This window comes from Kitasatospora sp. NPDC058063, from assembly GCF_042885395.1.
Taxonomy (GTDB): Bacteria; Actinomycetota; Actinomycetes; order Streptomycetales; family Streptomycetaceae; genus Kitasatospora; species Kitasatospora lactacystinica.
The window spans coordinates 65552-82962 of the sequence record NZ_JBHVSD010000010.1 but is presented as its reverse complement, the minus strand read 5'-3'; the positions used below and the strand labels follow the sequence as shown (position 1 = coordinate 82962).

15 protein-coding genes are annotated in these 17411 nt (G+C 73.8%); 11 read left to right on the top strand and 4 right to left on the bottom strand.

Features of this window, described 5'->3' with window-relative positions:
* Positions 1-93 precede the first annotated feature (93 nt).
* The 3 genes from ACFVUY_RS19110 (at position 94) to ACFVUY_RS19100 (ending at position 4618) form a co-directional block, all read left to right on the top strand.
* Positions 94-723: a maleylpyruvate isomerase N-terminal domain-containing protein gene (locus ACFVUY_RS19110; protein WP_387731239.1), complete on the top strand. Its 630-nt coding sequence runs from the start codon at positions 94-96 to the stop codon at positions 721-723.
* Positions 724-866: 143 nt separating this feature from the next.
* The gene (locus ACFVUY_RS19105; protein ID WP_387731236.1) at positions 867-2702 is read left to right on the top strand and encodes a M1 family aminopeptidase; all 1836 of its coding nucleotides are present in this window, start codon (positions 867-869) and stop codon (positions 2700-2702) included.
* Positions 2703-2935: 233 nt separating this feature from the next.
* Positions 2936-4618, top strand: coding sequence for a protease pro-enzyme activation domain-containing protein (locus ACFVUY_RS19100; protein WP_387731233.1), 1683 nt, complete (start codon positions 2936-2938; stop codon positions 4616-4618).
* Between the two features lie 124 nt (positions 4619-4742).
* Here ACFVUY_RS19100 and ACFVUY_RS19095 read toward each other — a convergent pair whose 3' ends face one another.
* Positions 4743-5630 carry a lysozyme gene (locus tag ACFVUY_RS19095; RefSeq protein WP_387731231.1) on the bottom strand — a complete coding sequence of 296 codons (888 nt, stop codon included), beginning with the start codon at positions 5628-5630 and terminating at the stop codon, positions 4743-4745.
* A 346-nt stretch (positions 5631-5976) separates the two neighbouring features.
* Between ACFVUY_RS19095 and ACFVUY_RS19090 the strand changes: the two genes are divergently transcribed.
* The 3 genes from ACFVUY_RS19090 (at position 5977) to ACFVUY_RS19080 (ending at position 10948) form a co-directional block, all read left to right on the top strand.
* Positions 5977-6546, top strand: coding sequence for a GNAT family N-acetyltransferase (locus tag ACFVUY_RS19090; protein ID WP_387687333.1), 570 nt, complete (start codon positions 5977-5979; stop codon positions 6544-6546).
* A 267-nt stretch (positions 6547-6813) separates the two neighbouring features.
* Entirely contained in the window at positions 6814-8553 is a 1740-nt protein-coding gene (locus ACFVUY_RS19085; RefSeq protein WP_387731228.1) for a glycosyltransferase, read from the top strand.
* A gap of 130 nt (positions 8554-8683) precedes the next feature.
* Positions 8684-10948, top strand: a complete 2265-nt coding sequence (locus ACFVUY_RS19080) for an acyltransferase family protein (protein ID WP_387731226.1) — start codon at positions 8684-8686, stop codon at positions 10946-10948.
* 89 nt (positions 10949-11037) lie between these two features.
* Here ACFVUY_RS19080 and ACFVUY_RS19075 read toward each other — a convergent pair whose 3' ends face one another.
* Positions 11038-11649: a hypothetical protein gene (locus ACFVUY_RS19075; RefSeq protein WP_387731223.1), complete on the bottom strand. Its 612-nt coding sequence runs from the start codon at positions 11647-11649 to the stop codon at positions 11038-11040.
* Positions 11650-11776: 127 nt separating this feature from the next.
* Here ACFVUY_RS19075 and ACFVUY_RS19070 point away from each other — a divergent pair, with 127 nt between their 5' ends.
* The 5 genes from ACFVUY_RS19070 to ACFVUY_RS19050 all read left to right on the top strand — a co-directional run bounded on the left by ACFVUY_RS19070 (position 11777) and on the right by ACFVUY_RS19050 (position 15282).
* Positions 11777-12007, top strand: a complete 231-nt coding sequence (locus tag ACFVUY_RS19070) for a hypothetical protein (protein ID WP_359911059.1) — start codon at positions 11777-11779, stop codon at positions 12005-12007.
* A 172-nt stretch (positions 12008-12179) separates the two neighbouring features.
* The gene (locus tag ACFVUY_RS19065; protein ID WP_387731221.1) at positions 12180-12689 is read left to right on the top strand and encodes a DUF1877 family protein; all 510 of its coding nucleotides are present in this window, start codon (positions 12180-12182) and stop codon (positions 12687-12689) included.
* Positions 12686-13291 carry a class I SAM-dependent methyltransferase gene (locus ACFVUY_RS19060; protein WP_387731219.1) on the top strand — a complete coding sequence of 202 codons (606 nt, stop codon included), beginning with the start codon at positions 12686-12688 and terminating at the stop codon, positions 13289-13291. Before ACFVUY_RS19065 ends, ACFVUY_RS19060 begins: the two co-directional genes overlap by 4 nt.
* Positions 13292-13757: 466 nt before the next feature.
* A complete protein-coding gene (locus tag ACFVUY_RS19055; RefSeq protein WP_387731217.1) occupies positions 13758-14180 on the top strand; it encodes a hypothetical protein in 423 nt (140 codons plus the stop codon).
* Positions 14181-14640: 460 nt separating this feature from the next.
* The gene (locus ACFVUY_RS19050; RefSeq protein ID WP_387731215.1) at positions 14641-15282 is read left to right on the top strand and encodes an HAD family hydrolase; all 642 of its coding nucleotides are present in this window, start codon (positions 14641-14643) and stop codon (positions 15280-15282) included.
* 307 nt (positions 15283-15589) lie between these two features.
* Here ACFVUY_RS19050 and ACFVUY_RS19045 read toward each other — a convergent pair whose 3' ends face one another.
* A complete protein-coding gene (locus ACFVUY_RS19045; protein WP_387731213.1) occupies positions 15590-16645 on the bottom strand; it encodes an SDR family oxidoreductase in 1056 nt (351 codons plus the stop codon).
* 96 nt (positions 16646-16741) lie between these two features.
* Positions 16742-17317: a TetR/AcrR family transcriptional regulator gene (locus ACFVUY_RS19040; protein WP_387687353.1), complete on the bottom strand. Its 576-nt coding sequence runs from the start codon at positions 17315-17317 to the stop codon at positions 16742-16744.
* Positions 17318-17411: the final 94 nt, after the last annotated feature.

The window sequence follows — 17411 nt, the reverse complement described above, 5'->3', positions numbered from 1 at the left end:
TGGTGACGGCCCGGGGAGGGGGGCGGCAAACGGTTTTCCGGGAGCCCGGGATAGCGTGGGGAGACCCCGTGATCACCATTCCGAGGAGAGCCGATGAGCAGTCAGAACGACCCGGTGCGCGCGCTGTTGGCGGAGGCCTGGGTGTCCTGGGCGGAGCGGGGCGCGGCCCTGGCCGCCGAGGACTGGGAGCGGCCCACCCGGCTGCCCGGGTGGACCGTACGGGAGTTGTACGCGCACGTGGCGCCGGTGCCGGAGATGTTCACCGGGCTGCGCGCGGCCGTCCTGGACGGGCGGCCCGAGGTGGTGGACGGGGCCGGAATCCTGCGTGTCTACAACCGGCCCGGCGGCATCGCCCACACCGCCGCCGACCAGGTCGCCGAGGCGGCGAAGCAGGTCGCCGAGGTGGCCGAACCCGCTGTGCTGATCGCCCGGTTCGGCGTCGAGGGGCCGGCCGCGCTGGACGGCCTCGCGGACCTTCCGCCGGGCACCGCGGTGGCGCACCCGCTGCTCGGCAGCGTGACGGTCGGCGCGCTCGGCGAGGTGGCGCTGATGGAGGCGACCGTCCACCTGCTCGACCTGATCGCGGCCGTCGGCGGCCCGCCGCCCGCCGAGGGGGCGCTGGACTTCACCCGTGCGCTGCTGGCGCGGGTCGCCGACCCGGTGGACTTCATCGAGGCGGCGACCGGCCGCGGCGCGGCGGTGGTGCTGCCGGTGGTCCGCTAGGGCGAGGTGGCCCCTCGGCGGGCCGGTCCCCCGAGGGGCCGGCCCGCCGGGTGAGGCGTATGCGTCTCATGTCATGAGCCTTTCAAAGGCGCGGGTTTGCTGTCACTCTGCTGCTCCCGGCCCGATCCCCACGAGAGGCTCCGATGAAAAGACTCCTGCCTGCCCTGACCGGCGCCGCGCTGTTCGCGGCGACCGGCCTCGCGGCGCTCGCCACCCCCACCGTGGCGAGCGCCGCGGACTGCACGCCCGCCCAGGTCGTGGCCAACGGCGGCTTCGAGTCCGGCAGTTCGCCCTGGACGGCGCCGAGCGGCGCGATCACCGCCGACAGCGGCCAGAGCGCACACTCCGGCAGCTCCTACGCCTGGCTCGACGGCTACGGCTCCAGCCACACCGACACCCTCTCGCAGTCCGTCACCCTCCCCGCCGGGTGCGGCACCGCGACGCTCGGCTTCTGGCTGCACGTCGACACCGCCGAGACGACCGCCAGTACGGCCTACGACAAGCTGACCGTCAAACTCGGCTCCACCACGGTGGCCACCTACTCCAACCTGGACGCCGGGAGTGGGTACGTGCACAAGACCGTCGACGTCTCCGCCTTCGCCGGCCAGACCGCGACGCTCGCCTTCACCGGCGTCGAGGACGCCAGCCTGCAGACCAGCTTCGTGCTGGACGACGTCACCCTGGACGTCTCCGGCGGCGGGACCACCCCCCAGCCCGGCGACCCGACCCGCACCCCGGCCGCGCCGGCGTACACCGTCGACCTCAGCAGCGATGCCTCCGGCGGCAGTTGGACCGGGCACGAGAGCGTGACCTTCAGCAACGCCTCGCCCACCGCGCTGAACGAGGTGTACCTGCGGCTGTGGGACAACGCCCACGGCAGCTGCCCCAGCACCCCGATCACGGTCACCAACGTGACCGGCGGCACGCCCTCCCCGCTCACGGTGAACTGTACCGCGCTCAAGATCACCCTGCCGGCCCCGCTCGCCCAGGGCCAGAGCGGCACCGTCGGCTTCGACCTCGGCATCACCGTGCCGAGCGGCGCGGACCGCTTCGGCCACGACGGCGCGTACAACTTCCTCGGCAACGCCCTGCCCGTCCTGGCGATACGGGACGCGGCCGGCTGGCACCTCGACCCGTACACCAACAACGGCGAGTCCTTCTACTCGGTGGCCTCGGACTTCACCGTCACCCTGGACCACCCGACCGGCCTGCTGGTGCCCGCGACCGGCACCTCGGTGGACACCCCCGGCACGACCGGCCGGACCGTCACCAAGGCGACCGCGAGCAAGGTGCGCGACTTCGCCTGGGGCGCCGGACCGTTCACCAGGATCTCCGGCACCTCGGCGGCCGGGGTGAAGGTCAACGTCTACTCGGTGGCGGGCATCAGCGCGGCCGACTCCAAGTCGATGCTCTCCACCGCGACCTCGGCGGTCGACGCCCACGCCCAGCGCTTCGGTGCCTACCCGTACGGCGAACTGGACGCGGTGATCGACAACAACTTCTGGTTCGGCGGCATGGAGTACCCGGGCTTCGTCCTCGACCTGGTCAGCACCACGGCGCTCACCCACGAGATCGGCCACCAGTGGTGGTACGGCATCGTGGGCGACGACGAGTACAACAGCCCCTGGCTGGACGAGTCCTTCACCGACTACGCCACCGACCTCGCCCTCGGCAAGACCGGCAACGGCTGCTGGAACAGCGTCTCCTGGGCCTCCTCGGCGGAGAAGATCACCAACTCGATGGCGTACTGGGACGCCAACTCCTCGCGCTACTCCACGGTCGTCTACGGCTACGGCAAGTGCGCCCTGCACGACCTGCGCCGGACGATCGGCGACACCGCGATGACCACGCTGCTGCGGAACTACGTGCAGGCGCACTGGAACGGCGTCTCCACCACCGCGGAGTTCAAGGCCGCGGCCCAGGCCGCCACCACCGTGGACCTGACCTCCTTCTGGAGCCAGCACCGCATCGACGGCTGAGCCCGGGCAGCCCGTGGCGCCGCCCCCGGCATCGGCCGGGGGCGGCGCCCGTCGGTGTCCCGCCGCGTTCCTGTTCGCGTCCACTTCGCGTCCCCCGGCGGCCCCTTGACGGCGCCGGGGGCCGGGAGGACGCTGTACGTGTACGACATAAGCGTGTGCCGTACACGGACAGTCGAAAGCACACGACCAAGAGTCGCGAGGCTCCCGGCGCTGACCCGACCGCTGGAGCGATCATGTCGACCAACCACTACGTGGCGCTGCCGGACAGCTCCCGCGTTCCGCTCGACGGAGCGCGGGTCATCGGACCGGCCGACCCACGGGCACCCCTGACCGTCACCGTCTACCTGCGGCGCGACCCCGACGCGCCCCCGCGGCCGGACCTGTACGAGCTGGCGCTCCAGCCGCCGACCCGCCGGACCGTCCCCACCGACGGCGAGTACGCCGCCGTCCACCGCTGGCGCGACACCGACCTGAAGGCCGTCGAGACCTTCGCCGCCGAGCACCGCCTCGCCGTCTCCAACGAGAACCCGCTGGCCCGCAGCGTCCAGCTGACCGGCACCACCGGGGACGTCGCGGACGCCTTCCGGGTCACCCTGGCCCGCTACCGCTACCACGACGCCCGCGACAACCCCCGCGTCTACCGCGGCCGCGAGGGCGCCGTCCACGTCCCCGAGGAGCTGAGCGGCGTCATCACCGGCGTGTTCGGCCTGGACGACCGGCCGATCGGCGCCAACCTGCTGATCCACCGGACGGACGTCAGCCTCCCGATCACGGCGAAGGCCGTACCGGCCCTGCCGACGGGAGTCTTCTTCCCGCACCAGCTCGCGAAGCCGTACACCTACCCGGCCGGTCTCGACGGCACCGGCCAGTGCATCGCCGTCCTCGCCTTCAACGGCGAGACGTCGCCCGGTGTGCCCTCCGGCGGCTACTCGTCGGACGCGTTGCGCACGTACTTCACCGCACTGGGGCTGCCCGTGCCGGACATCACCAATGTGGTGATCCAGAACGTCGGATCCCCCGGCAACGACCCGGGCCCGGGCGACGCCACCGCGGACCCGTTCGACAGCACCGACGAGATCATGCTCGACCTCGCGGTGGTCGGCTCCCTCGCACCCGGGGCGAAGATCGTCGTCTACTTCAGCAAGTTCACCGAACAGGGCTGGACCGATCTGGTCAACCAGATCGCGACCGACACCGTCAACCGGCCCGCGGTGATCTCCAGCAGCTACGGCAACACCGAGGACGGGGGACCGCGTTGGACCCCCGCGGGCGTCGCCAACGTCGACGGCGTCTTCATCAACGCCGGTACCAAGGACATCAGCATCTGCTGCGCCTCGGGCGACGACGGCTCCCGGGACGTCCACATCGGCGAGCGCGCCCACGCCGACTTCCCCGCGTCCAGCCCGCACGTGCTCGGCGTCGGCGGCACCCACCTGGTGGTCCAGGGCGGCGCGGTCGACCAGGAGATCGTCTGGGACGACGGACCGGGGGCGCGGACCGGGGGCGGCATCAGCAGGATGTTCCCGGTGCCCCCCTACCAGGTCGGCCTCACGATGCCGGTCGCCGCGAACCCGCCGCACGTGCACGGCCGGGGTGTGCCCGACGTGTCCGCGGTCGCCTCCCGGAACACCGGCGTGGTCGTCCCGAACGTGGACGGCGTGCACGTCGACCTGGTCGGCGGCACCAGCGCGTCGGCCCCGATGTGGGCCGCCCTGCTGGCCCGGATCAACCAGGGGCTCGGCCACCGGGTCGGCTTCCTCAACCCGCTGCTGTACGCGCACTTCGCGACCGGCGTCCTGCGGGACATCACCGTCGGCAGCAACGGGGCGTACCCCTCCGGGCCCGGCTGGGACCCGTGCACCGGCCTCGGCAGCCCGGGCGGCCAGCAGCTGATGGACGGCCTCAAGGCCCTGTGAACCCCCGCTGGTCCGACACCGGCCGGTGCGGGACGCCCTGCGGCGCCCCGCACCGGCGCGGGTGCGTCGGCCCTCGGCCCTCGGCCCTCGGCCGTCAAGCCGTCAAGCCGTCGGCTCTCGGCCGTCAGCCCAGGGCGAGGGCGCGGAGGCGGTCGGCCGCGCCGTTGAAGTAGTTCTGGTCACCGGGGAAGGTGCCGGAGTCGGCGAACTGCCAGAAGGTCTGGTAGCCCCACCCGTTCGGCAGGGTGCCGACGGAGGAGGCGTAGCGGGCTATCCAGAGCGGGTTGGTGGTGCCGAAGCCGCCGTTGTTGCCGGTGCACTGGGTCCACCAGTTGGTGGTGGTGTAGATGGTGGGGTAGCGGCCGGTGCGGGAGTGCACGGTGTTGCTGAAGTCCCGGATCCAGCCGACCATGGCGCTCTGGCTGAGGCCGTAGCAGGTGGCGCCGTAGGGGTTGTACTCGATGTCCAGCGCGGGCGGCAGGGTCTTGCCGTCGGCGGACCAGCCGCCGCCGTGGCTGACGAAGTAGTTGGCCTGGGTGGCGCCGGAGGAGGCGTTCGGCAGCGCGAAGTGGTAGGCGCCGCGGATCAGCCCGGCGTTGTAGGAGCCGTTGTACTGCTGGGCGAAGGACGGGTTGGTGTAGCCGGTGCCCTCGGTGGCCTTGACGTAGGCGAACCTGGCGCCGTTGGCGGCCACCGAGGACCAGTTGACGTTGCCCTGGTAGCTGGAGACGTCCAGCCCCGGGGTCTGGGTGGCGGCGAGGGAGGCGAGCGGGGCGGCCGCGCTGCGGCCCTCGCGGGCGGCGACGGTGGAGCCGGCGAAGTCCTGCTCGGGGTGGAAGCCGGGGCGGCCTTCGGCGACGGGGGCGACAGGGGCGGGGTCGGCCGCGTAGGCGGGGGCGGCCGCGCCGGCGACCAGGGCGGTCGCGGCGGCGAGGGCGGCGAGCGCGGGCAGACGGCGGCGGGCCGGTCTGTCGCTGCCGGTGGTGCGGGCGGAGCGGGAAGAGCGGGGCATGGGCACTCCTCTGGTCCGAGCAGGGGGAGGGTCGAATTGACCCGGTTCGGCCGGGGCCTGACCGGCCGTACCGCAGAGTAGCCATGTACCTGGCACCGCCACCAGGCATCTTTTTTCACATAGTGAACGCACGTCAGATATGCCGGAACACCGCGACCGGCAACCGGCGTTGCCGGTTCTGCCGGTCCGGTCGGCCGGGGGCGGGAACCGGAACCGGGGAGGGGAGCGGGCCGCGGTCGGCACCGGAGGGGCTCCGGGGCGGCTCCGGGTGCGCCCGGCGCGCTGTGGCACGATGCCCGCGGGCCGGCCACCACGGGCGGCCCCGCACGTGAGGAGAGGACCAGCCATGACCGAGACCGCCACCGATTCCGCCCGGCCCGACGGGGAGCCCGTGTTCCGGCCCGCCACGCCCGCCGACGTACCGGCGCTGGTCGCCCTGGTCGAGTCCGCCTACCGGGGCGACTCCAGCCGGGCCGGGTGGACCACCGAGGCGGACCTGCTGGACGGCCGGCGCACCAACCCGGAGGCCGTCACGGAGGCCGTGGGCCACTCCGAGGGCCTGGTGCTGCTGGCCGAGCGGGACGGCGAGCTGCTCGCCTGCTGCCAGCTGGAACAGCGCGGCGAGCGGGCGTACTTCGGGATGTTCTCGGTGCGCCCGGGTCTCCAGGGCGGCGGGATCGGCCGGGCCGTGCTGGCCGAGGCGGAGCGGCTGGCCGTCGAGCGGTGGGGCGTCGGCGCGATGGAGATGACGGTGATCGAGCAGCGCGCCGAACTGATCGCCTGGTACGAGCGGCGCGGCTACCGGCGCACCGGGGAGTTCAGCCCGTTCCCGTACGGCGACGAGCGCTTCGGCATCCCGCTCCGGCCGGACCTCCGGTTCGCCCACCTCGTCAAGGACTTGAAGGCGGATTCCTGACGGAATGGACGTCCGTGTACGGAAGTTGACGGCTGCGGAGGTGCTGGAGCCATGACCGGCCGGGGAGTTGACGACCCCCGGAACGGCTCTGGCTCGGGGTCCGGTTCAGTTCCGCTGGACCGGATCTCCGCAGGTGACGCACGGTCAAGTCACTGAGCTGGGGCGATGCGGAGATGTCATACCTCGTTCATTATTGGTCTAGGCCAATGTGAGAAGCTGAGCGCGAACGGCCACGCTCCGTCCGCTGCCCAGGGGGGCCATTTCCGCATGCCCGTACTCCATGGCACCGCCATGCCCGCATCCGACACCGGTCCGCGCCGGACACCCGCGGACCCGGACGACCACCGCCTGCCCAGCCCGCCCGACGACGAGGAGCTCTACTGGTACTTCGGCCCGCAGCGCCGCTGGGTGCTGCTCTGCGCCACCCTCTCCTACGCGGGAGCCACCGCCACGCTCGGCCTGTTCGCCCTCAGCAAGCCTCTGCTCTGGCCCTTCCTGGTGCTCACCGTGCTCAACGCGGCCACCTGGCTGCTCTCGCTCACCGACGGCCAGCGCGCCCGGCGCTTCACCCGCGACTCCCACGACCTGCTGCTGCGCGCCTGGAACCCCGACCGCGCCCCGAGCGTCGACCTGCTGCTGCCGACCGCCGGTGAACCACTGGCCGTCCTCGACAACGCCTACCGGCACACCGCGGCCGTCCAGTGGCCCGGCGAGCTGACCGTGCTGGTCCTCGACGACGCCGGCCGCCCCGAGGTGCGCCGACTCGCCGAGTCCTACGGCTTCCGGTACCACGCCCGGCCCGACCGGGGCCGGTTCAAGAAGGCCGGCAACCTCAACCACGGCCTGGCCGAGGGCACCGGCGAGATCGTCGCCGTCCTGGACGCCGACTTCTGCCCCCGCCCCGACTTCCTGCACCACCTGGTGCCCTACCTCGACAACCCCGAGGTCGGCATCGTGCAGAGCCCGCAGTGCTTCGACACGGACGCCGACATGTCCTGGCTCGAACGCGCCGCGGGAGCCACCCAGGAGATCTTCTACCGCTGGATCCAGCCCTCCCGGGACGCGCAGGACGGCACCGTCTGCTGCGGCACCAACGCCCTCTACCGCCGCGCCGCGCTGAAGCGGATCGGCGGCTTCGCCGAGATCGACCACAGCGAGGACCTCTACACCGGCCTCGCCCTCGCCCGCGCCGGATGGGCCACCCGCTACGTCCCCGCGCTGGTCGCCAAGGGCATGTCGCCCACCGGCCTGCCCGCCTTCATCAGCCAGCAGTACCGCTGGTGCCTCGGCTCCCTGGCCCTGGTCCGCGACCCGGACTTCCGCAAGGGGCCGCTCCCGCGGTCCGCCCGGCTCTGCTTCTGGAACGGCATCCTCGGCTACGTCACCAGCGCGGTGAACGTCTTCGCCGTGCCGCTGCCCGCCCTGATCATGCTGTTCTTCCGGCCCGAGGAGATCCAGCCCTGGCAGGTGCTGCCGTTCCTGCCGCCGATCTGGGTCGCCCTGGTGCTGCTGCCCGCGATGTCCCGCACCCGCTGGCGCTTCGAGGTCACCCGGGTCCAACTCCTCGGCGGGCTCTGCCACGTGGTCGCCATCGTGCACGCGCTGCGCCGCCGCTCCGCCGACTGGGTGCCCACCGGCGCCGTGTCCGGCGGCAGCTCGCTCGCCCGTGCCGTCGCCCGGATCGGGGTCGGCTGGCTCGGCTTCGTCGTCCTCGCGGGCGCCGCCGGACTGGTCCGGGCCGCGCTGCTGCACGGCTGGCGGCCGTACTGGGCGCTCGCCGGGCTGCTCGCACTCACCGCCTACACCATGATCCCGCTGATCCGGGAACTGCGGCCGCTGCTCAACGGCACCGGCGGCGGCAAGGGAGCCGCCGTCGGCGAGGTCGCCGCGCCCGCACCGGGCCGCTCCGACCTCGGGTTCGGACGCGCCGAGGCCGTCGCCGTCACCGCCGTGCTGCTGCTGTGCGGGCTGATGGCCTCCGGCTGGGCCGACCCGCTGATCTTCTGACGGACCGTCACACCACCTCTGTCCCACCGAGTTTCCTTGCGCGTCGCCCCACCGGCGCGGACACCGCCCGGCCGCCCCATCGGCCCGGCGGGCCCGACAAACCGCTGCCAGCCCTGCAAGGAGCACCGCCGTGTCAACGGCCGTACCATCGTCCTCAGCCTCGTCCTCCTCATCCGCCTCGGCCCCGTCCCCGTCCCCGTCGTCCTCCTCGGCCTCGTCGCCGCCGGCCGCGCCCGCCGCGACCGACACACCCACCGACCTGCTGCCCGGCGTCGTCCGGGTGGGCCGGGAACCCGCCGCCCCGCAGGGCGCCGCTGTCGCCGAGAGCGGGCAGACCCGCCGGCGCACCGCCTTCCGCCCCGACATCGAGGGGCTGCGCGGCGTCGCCGTGCTCTCCGTCCTCGCCTTCCACTCCGCCGTCCCGGGCCTGACCGGCGGCTTCGTCGGCGTCGACGTCTTCTTCGTCGTCTCCGGCTTCCTGATCACCGGCCTGCTCGTCGGACGCCCGCTCGGCCTGTGGGACTTCGCCGCCCGCCGCGCCCGGCGCATCCTGCCCGCCGCCGCCACCGTGCTGGTCGCCACCGCCGTCGCCGGCGGCGCCCTGCTCGACCCGCTGCGCGGCACCGACCTCGCCCGCGACCTGATCGCCTCCGCCGGCCAGTTCGCCAACTGGCGCTTCGTCGGCGAGCAGACCGACTACCTGGCCGCCGAACGCGACCCCAGCCCGCTGCAGCACTTCTGGTCGCTCGGCGTGGAGAACCAGTTCTACCTGCTCTGGGGCGTGCTGCTGCTCGGCCTCGCCCGCTACCTCCACGGGCGCCGCCGCACCCTGGCGATCACCCTCGCCACGGTGGCCGTCGGCGGGATCTCGCTCGTGCTCTGCCTGCGCTGGACGGCCACCTCCGCGCCGCTCGCCTACTTCTCCACCGGCAGCCGGCTCTGGGAGTTCGCGGCCGGCGCCTGCGCGGCGCTGGCCGGCCCGGCGCTGGCCGCCCGCGCCGAGCGGCGCCCGGTGCCGCGGACGCTGCGGGTGCTCGGTTGGCTCGGCCTCGCCGCCGTGCTCACGCCGGTGTTCCTGTACGACCGCAACACCCCCTTCCCCGGCACCGCCGCGCTGCTGCCCGTCCTCGGCACCGCCGCCGTCCTGCTCGCCGGGCACGGCACCCCCGGCGCCGCCGACGCCGGACGGCTGCTCGCCACCCGCCCGCTGCGCGCCGCCGGACGGCTCTCGTACGCCTGGTACCTCTGGCACTGGCCGGTGCTGACCATCGCCCAGGCCCGCTACGGCCCGCTGCCCTGGACCACCCTGCTCGCGCTCACCGCCGCCGCCGCGCTGCCCGCCTGGCTCACCCTGCGGCTGGTCGAACAGCCGCTGCGCTACGGCAGCAGCCCCGCCCCCCGGCGCGGGCTCGCGGTCGGCGCCAGCGCGCTGGTCATCCCGCTGATCGCCGCGCTCACCCTCGGCGGCGGCACCGTGCGCGCTCTCGGCGACCCCTCCGCCGGGCCCGTGGCGGCCCCCGCCGGAGCCCCCGACGGCCCGAGCCTGCTCGCCCCCGGCGCCCGGGTGCTCACCCTGACGCCGTCGCTGGCCCGGGCCCGGGAGGACTTCCCGCCCGGCAAGGGCTGCGAGATCCCGCTCAACGCCGACAGCAGCCCGCGCTGCCTCTTCGGCGCCGAGGACAGCCCCGACCGGATCGTGCTGCTCGGCGACTCCCACGCCGGGCAGTGGATCTCTGCCGGCCTCGCCCTGGCCGAGCAGCGGCACTGGGCCCTGGAGGTCCTGGTCAAGCCCGGCTGCCCGCTGGCCACCCTCACCGTGCGCAACAACGTGCTCGGCCGCACCTTCGACGAGTGCGACCGCTGGCGCGAGAACACCCTCACCCGGCTGACCTCCGGCCCCAAGCCGCGCCTGGTCCTGATGGCGGGGCTCAACCGGTACGGCAGCCAGGAGGAGCGCGCCGAGGGCTGGACCCGCACCCTGGACCGGCTCACCGCGCTCGGCGCCCCGCTCGCCTACCTCGGCGACACCCCGATGCCCGGCAAGGACATCCCGACCTGCCTGGCCGCCTCCGACGGGCGCTCGGACGCCTGCTTCTTCCCCCGCGACACCGCCTTCGAGCCCGACCCGGTGCTGGACGGCGGGCTCGCCGCCCGCTACGGGGTGCGGACCCTCGACCTCGGCCCGCTGCTCTGCCCCGGTGCCGGGCCCTCCTGCCCGGCGGTGCTGGAGGGCGTGGTGCTGTACCGGGACACCGGGCACATCACCGACACCCTGGCGCGGGTACTGGCGCCCCGGCTGGACAAGGGACTGCTGGGGACGGCGGGAGCCCCGGGCGCACCGGCCGGTTCTGCCGCGCCGACCGGATCGACCGCGCCGGCCGGCCCCACCGGGTAGGCCGGCCCGACCGGTTCGGTGATTCCGACCGGCCCGACCGGTTCGGCCGCGTCCATGGCTCCGGGGCCGCCCTCGGCTCAGCCGTGGATTCAGCCGTAGATGCTGTGGCAGAGCCGGGCCGACTCCGACCCGGCCGGCCAGTGGCCCGCCCGCTCGGCCTGGTCGCAGATGCTGTTCCGGCCCCCGCCCGCCCCGGCACCCGCCGGGGTGGGCGCGGCCGACTGGCCGCGGGCCGGAGCCGGGGCGTGCGGGCTGTGCCCCGGCTTGGGGCGCGCGCTCGCCGAGGCGTGCGCGGCGTCGGTCGTCGCACCGGCCCCGGCACCGGGCGCGGCCGCCGTCGTACCCGGCCCGCCCACCGGGATCACCGCGCCCGGAGTGGGCGGCGGCAGCGGGGACGGTGCCGGCACGGCCGGTGAGGGGGAGACCGGCAGCAACTGCGCCGCCGGGTCCGAGGCGGAGGGCGAGGCGTCCGGCAGCGCCGCCACGCTCAGCTCGTCACCCGCCCCCGGCCCGCACATCACCAGGACGGAGGCCAGCACGGCGCCCGTCCCGACCATCGCGGCCGTCCAGGCCCTGCGTGACAGACGCCTCGGCGGCGGCGTGGCGGTGGACCACGGCGGTAGCGGATTCGTCGGGACCGGCGGCGGCTGCCAAGCGTTCTGCGGCCACTGCCACTGCCCTCCGGTGGGCTGCCCAGTCATGTGCTCGTCCTTCCAGCGGCCCCCCTCAGAACCTTTCCGTGCTCAACGAGCGCGCCGACGCCGGGACATGACCCGGAAGAGGGGTCTGGACGGGCGTTGATTGCCACCGCGCCACATGCTGGGGGACATGGAGACCAACAGCACGTCCAAACCCCTGGTCGAGGTGGCCGAGTTCCGGACCGACAGCCGCTACCGCCTCATCCACTTCGAGGGCCACGGCTGGGAACCGCTCGCACAGGAGGAGTTCGAGCCGCGCGTCCACCAGCTCTTCCCGGACCTCGACCCGCGCGACCCGCAACGGGTCCACTGGGCCGACCGCCCCTGGGAGTGGCCCGCCTGGCACCCGGGCGAAGCCTGAACGCACCGCCCGAACGCACCGCCCGAACACACGGTCCGGGCGGTCCGGGCGGGTTCCGGGCGGCCCGGAGCGGTCCGGTATGTCCCGGCCTGAACGGATGTGGCGCGGTGCGATGCGACCCGAACCGCTCGGTGCAGGAGTGACGGACCCGTTCCTTCGTTACGCTGAGCGGGTGAGAGTGGATCACTTCTGGCACCGCCTGCCGGGCCGGGCCGTGGGCGCCTGCTCGCCGGAGCAACTCGGCGAACTCGTGCCCCGCGACCGCGACGTCCGGTACGACCGGCTGGCCGCCGCCGGCCTCGCCCTCGGCGTGCGGCGCACCGCCGTCCTGATGGAACTCGCGCTCACCGAGAACGGCCTGCATCCCGACCCGGCCGCCCGACTGCCCGTCTACGGCGGCGGCCCGCACCAGCCGGACGGCGCACTGCCGGACGGCGCCGTGCCCGTGCTGCGCCCCGAACAGGTCGCGGCGGCCTCCGCGTTCCTGCGCGACTCGGCGCTCGGCGAACTCGTCCGCCAGCAGAACAGCGTGCTCGCCCGTACGGCCGTGCACCTCGGCTACCCGACGCCGTGGTCCGAGGCCTGGGCGACGCTCGTCGTCCACGACCTGCGCGAGCTGCGGGACTTCTTCGCCCGCGCGGCCGCCGCCGGGGACGCGGTGGCCGTCCGGGAGGCGCAGTGATCACGCCCGCGGGGACCGCCGGGTACGGCGCGGCGGCCGAGCAACTCGCCGTCCAGTACGAGAGCGTGAGCTTCACCGAGGTGCACCGCGAGCTGCACCACCTGTACCCGGCCCCGCCCGCGTCCGTCCTGGACGTCGGAGCCGGCACCGGCCGTGACGCCGCCGCCCTCGCCGCCCTCGGCCACCGGGTGGTCGCGGTCGAGCCGACCCCCGAACTCCGGTCCGTCGGAGAGCGGTTGCACGCCGGCTCGGACGTGCGCTGGGTCGCCGACGCGCTGCCCGAACTGCCCGCGCTCGTCGCCGAGGGCACGAGCTACGACCTCGTCCTGCTCACCGCTGTCTGGATGCACCTCGCCCCCGCCGAGCGCCCACCCGCGATGGCCGCCCTCACCCGCCTCCTCGCCCCCGCGGGACGGCTCGCCCTCACCGTCCGCCACGGCCCCGTCCCGCCGGGCCGCCACATGTTCGACCTCCCGGACGAGGCCACCGTCACCCTCGCCGCCGACTGCGGGCTGCGCCTCCTCCACCGCGCCACCCGCGCGGACCTGCACGGCCGGGGCGAGGTCCACTGGACGCTGCTGCTCTTCGAGCGGGAGGCGTAGGCGCTCGGCCCGGGGCGGTAGCGGCGGGCAGGCGACCCCTCCACGGCGAGGTGCGCCAACGCCTCGGGCGGCTCGGGCCCGTCCCGTACGGCCGGCAGGTACGCCCTGGCCTGCCGGAGGTTCAGCCGCGCCGTCGCAGCGACCGCGCCGTCCGTCCGCGCGAGCGCGCGCGCCTCTGCCGCCAAGGGGTCGGGCGGCCGGACGCCCTGGATCCGCTCCCGGTCGTCGCGGGCGTTCGCCGAGCCTCTCTCCGTCGTCGTGGCGACCGGCCCGGCGGACCGTTCGCCGGTCGGCCCGGGGCGTGTTCCCCGGCGGCGGAGGAGGGCCGCTACGGCGATCGACGGTCGGTGGGGGCGTCCGATCGACGCAGCTTCGTCCGGCGGTGGCCGGAGACCGTTGTCAGGCGGTACGGGCGACCGGTAGACGGGAGGCTCCGGGCGCCGATCCTCCGAGTACCGGGAGTGCCGTGAACGCCCTGAGACTGCTCGCCGTGCCCGCCGCCGCCCTCGCCCTGACGCTGAGCGGCGCGACCGCCGCACCCGCCGCACCAGCGGCGGCTCCCGACCCCGCGCCCGCCACCGTCACCATCTCCGGTCCGGCCAACGGAACGACTGTCCAGGCGCACGTGGGGGACACCGTGCAGGTGGAGATCCTCGCCGTGCGCGACTACACGGTGACCTGGTACTGGTACGCCCTGGGCACCTCGACGCCCGCCCTGCTCTCGCAGACGGCGGGCAGTGCCGAACCCAACGGCGACTCCCACGGCACCTTCTCGGTGACGGCCGCCGGGACGGCCGCCATCACCGCGATCGGCCGCTGCGTGCCGGACCGCGGCACGATCTGCCCGCCGTGGGCCATCAACTGGAAGGTCACCCTGGCGGTTTCCTGACCGGACCCGGGACGCACCGCCGCCCCGGGCACCGACGACGGCGCTCAGTGGCAGGTGCTGAACTTCTACCAGCAACCGCCGCTTGAACACGCCGGATGACAAGGGTTCTTGTCATCCGGCCCTCAAGCTCTGGCTCAGGTCAAGCGGCAGGTGCGCCTAGCCGGTCCCACGAAGCCTGGCCGGGGATGCTGTCCGCCGCGCTGCCGCTGTAGCCGCACTTGCGTTGCCACTTCGGGTACTTCTCGGGCCGCATCACGCTCGGCAGCGCCCGACAGCTTCGGTCCAGGCAGTGCAGCGAAGTCGGCCGTATCGTCACGCACGGGTGAAGGCCCGGCACATCCGGGCAGGAGCAGGAACGCACCTGTTCCACGAACGGCTCAAGCTGATCGGTGCCGGCTGGTGACGGTACGATCCGCGGGGATGTGCCGGTCCGCCGCGGCCGCCGGAAAGGAATGATTCCGTGAAGAAATTCATACTCTTCGATCATGACGGTGTCCTGGTCGACACCGAGTTCTGGTATTTCAGATCCGCGGAACGCGCCCTGGCGGAGGCCGGTTTCACGCTGGACAAGGACCAGTACCTCCGGGACATGGCCCTGGGGGCGGGCTCCTGGGTCCAGGCCAGGGCAGCCGGCATCGACGACCTGACCCTCACTCGGGTTCGCGAGGCCCGTAACGGCTACTACCAGGAGTACTTGCGGACCGAGGCCATCGAGATCGACCGCGTCGTCGACACTCTCGCCGAACTGTCGGGGTTTGCCCGGATGGCCATCGTGACGACCTCGAAGCGGGCCGACTTCGACATCATCCACGAGAAGCGCCAGATCAGGCAGTTCATGGACTTCGTCCTTGTGCGCGAGGACTACGAACTCGCCAAGCCGAACCCGGAACCGTACCTGGCCGGGCTGAAGCGCTTCGGCGCCTCCCCGCAGGAGACCCTGGTCGTGGAGGATTCAGCCAGGGGACTGGCCTCGGCGGTGGCCGCCGGCATCGACTGTGCCGTTGTCCACAACGAGTTCACGAAGGCAGACGACTTTTCCCGGGCAACTTACCGGATCGACAGCCTGAGCGAATTGAAGGAAATCCTTCTCACGGAAAGCTGACGCCGCTTTGGCGCAGAGCCCGCAGCTGGTGCGCCGGGTGAGGGCCGACAGTAGGCAGACGAGTGATCGGCGTGCCTACCGGCTCGAAGCCGAGGCCAAAACGAAAAGCTCACACCGAAAACCGCCCATGGCCCCCGCGCGGAACCGGACGGGACGTACGCCGAGATTCGCCAGGAAATCCGTGAACTCGCCTGCGCCTCCCCCTGATTGAGACGGTCGCGCATCGGCGCGGCATCGATGGCTGTTGGAGTTGTGGGTGGCGCCGTGGCGCGTGGGAAGTCGGCCGGGCCGACTTCCCACGCGGGCGTCACGGTGTGCCGAATCCCTCCTCGACCAGGCGGGTGGCCCAGCGGGTCAGGGCCGGGGCGAGGGGCGGGTGGGTGAGGCCGGCGTCGGCGGCGAGGCGATCGGCGGAGCCGGTGTCGTAGCGGTCCTCGGAGAGGAAGGTGAGGGTCTCCGGGGCGGCGCCGGTGAGGACGCGGGGGAGGCGGCGGACGAGGGGGACGGGGATCAGGGCGCGGGGCGGGCGGACGCCGAGGTGGCGGGCGAGGAGGGTGATCAGCTCGGGGAGGCAGGGGGTGGTGGGGTCGAGGACGGTGTGGGCCGCGAGCGGGTCGCGGTCGTGCTCGGGCACGGCGGCGAGGAAGCGGGCCAGATGGTCGACGGTGACGACGGGGAGGAAGGTCTGCCGGGTGCCGGGCAGCAGGGGGAGTCGCCCGCGGTGGAGTTGCCGGACGAGCTGGGCCGGGCCCAGGTACTGGCCGGCCTCGCCGGTCCGGGAGTGGCCGATGACGCTGCTGGGGTTGACGGTGGTGAGCGGGACGCCGAGGCGGGGTGCGGTGACCCGGACGGCGGCGTCGCCGAGGTGCTTGGAGGCCTCGTAGGCGCCGAGGCGGGTGTAGAGGGTGGCGGTGGCGGAGGGGTCGAGGGGGTATCGCGGCCGCGGGTCGCGGCCGACGCGGTAGCCGGAGAGGTGGACCAGGCGGCGCAGCCCGGGTCGGGTGGCGGACCAGTGCAGGGCGTGCAGCGCGCCGTGGACGTTGGCGGGTTCGGCCTGGGCGCGGGTGAGGCCGAAGGCGTAGCGGGCGGCGAGGTTGTGGACGTCGCGGACCTCGCCGAGCCGGGCGTCGTCCTCGGGGGAGAGTCCGAGGCCGGGGCGGGTGAGGTCGGCGGTGACGGTGGTCGGTGCGGTGCCGTCCGCGCCGTGGTCGTGCAGCCACCGGCGCAGGGTGTCCGCGCCGGTGGTGTCGCGGACGGCGGCGGCCACCGGCTCGCCGCGGCCGAGGAGTTCGAGGACGAGCCAGCGGCCGAGGAAGCCGCTGGCGCCGAGGACGAGGGTCCGGGGCGGTGGGGCGGGGGTCACGGTGAACTCCAGAGATCCAGAATCAGTAGACCGGTCTGCATATTTTTCGGGCGCGGGCGGGCGGCGGCGCGGAACGGCCCGCCGCCCGCGCTCCGGCTACCGGCTGCCGAGCAAGTGCCGGACGGCGTGCCGGGCGTGGTCCAGTGGCTCGCGGCTGCGCCGGACGGAGGCGAGCAGGACGGCCCCCTCCAGCAGGGCGAGCGCCTGCCCGGCGGCGGCCGCGGCCTGCTCCGGGCCGAAGCCCTCGCGCTCCAGGCGGTCGGCCAGGACCTGCTGCCAGCCCGCGTACAGCCCGGCGCAGACCGTCCGCAGGGTCTCGTTGGTGCCGGCCACCTCCAGGGCGACGGTGGCGATCGGGCAGCCGCTGGTGTAGTCCGAGCGCTCCAGGCGCTCGGCGAAGGCCTCGATCAGCTGCTCGGCGAGGGTGGCGGTGTCGGCGCCCTCGCCGGCCAGGGCCGTGAGCAGCGCCTCGACCTCCTGGCCGGCCTGGGTGAGCGCGGCGGCCACCAACTGGTCCTTGCCGCCGGGGAAGTGGAAGTAGAGCGAGCCGCGCGGGGCGCCGGTGGCGGCCACGATCCGGTTGAGTCCGGTCCCGAAGTAGCCCTGCGCCTCGATCAGTTCCCTGGTGCCGGCGATCAGCCGGGCCCGGGTCTCCTCGCCCTTGACTCCCATGCGGCGATAGTAGACCGGTCTGCATATTTTTGTCGACGGGCCGTCGGGCCGCTCCGACGGTCCTCCGACGGTCCTCCGGCGGCCTTCCGGCGAT

Bases quoted from the DNA above. Each gene is read 5' to 3' on its own strand.
- ACFVUY_RS19090 (WP_387687333.1), top strand. From the start codon at position 5,977: ATGACCGAGACCGCCACCGATTCCGCCCGGCCCGACGGGGAGCCCGTG.
- ACFVUY_RS19085 (WP_387731228.1), top strand. From the start codon at position 6,814: ATGCCCGTACTCCATGGCACCGCCATGCCCGCATCCGACACCGGTCCG.
- ACFVUY_RS19100 (WP_387731233.1), top strand. From the start codon at position 2,936: ATGTCGACCAACCACTACGTGGCGCTGCCGGACAGCTCCCGCGTTCCG.
- ACFVUY_RS19040 (WP_387687353.1), bottom strand. From the start codon at position 17,317: ATGGGAGTCAAGGGCGAGGAGACCCGGGCCCGGCTGATCGCCGGCACC.
- ACFVUY_RS19105 (WP_387731236.1), top strand. From the start codon at position 867: ATGAAAAGACTCCTGCCTGCCCTGACCGGCGCCGCGCTGTTCGCGGCG.
- ACFVUY_RS19070 (WP_359911059.1), top strand. From the start codon at position 11,777: ATGGAGACCAACAGCACGTCCAAACCCCTGGTCGAGGTGGCCGAGTTC.
- ACFVUY_RS19095 (WP_387731231.1), bottom strand. From the start codon at position 5,630: ATGCCCCGCTCTTCCCGCTCCGCCCGCACCACCGGCAGCGACAGACCG.
- ACFVUY_RS19075 (WP_387731223.1), bottom strand. From the start codon at position 11,649: ATGACTGGGCAGCCCACCGGAGGGCAGTGGCAGTGGCCGCAGAACGCT.
- ACFVUY_RS19110 (WP_387731239.1), top strand. From the start codon at position 94: ATGAGCAGTCAGAACGACCCGGTGCGCGCGCTGTTGGCGGAGGCCTGG.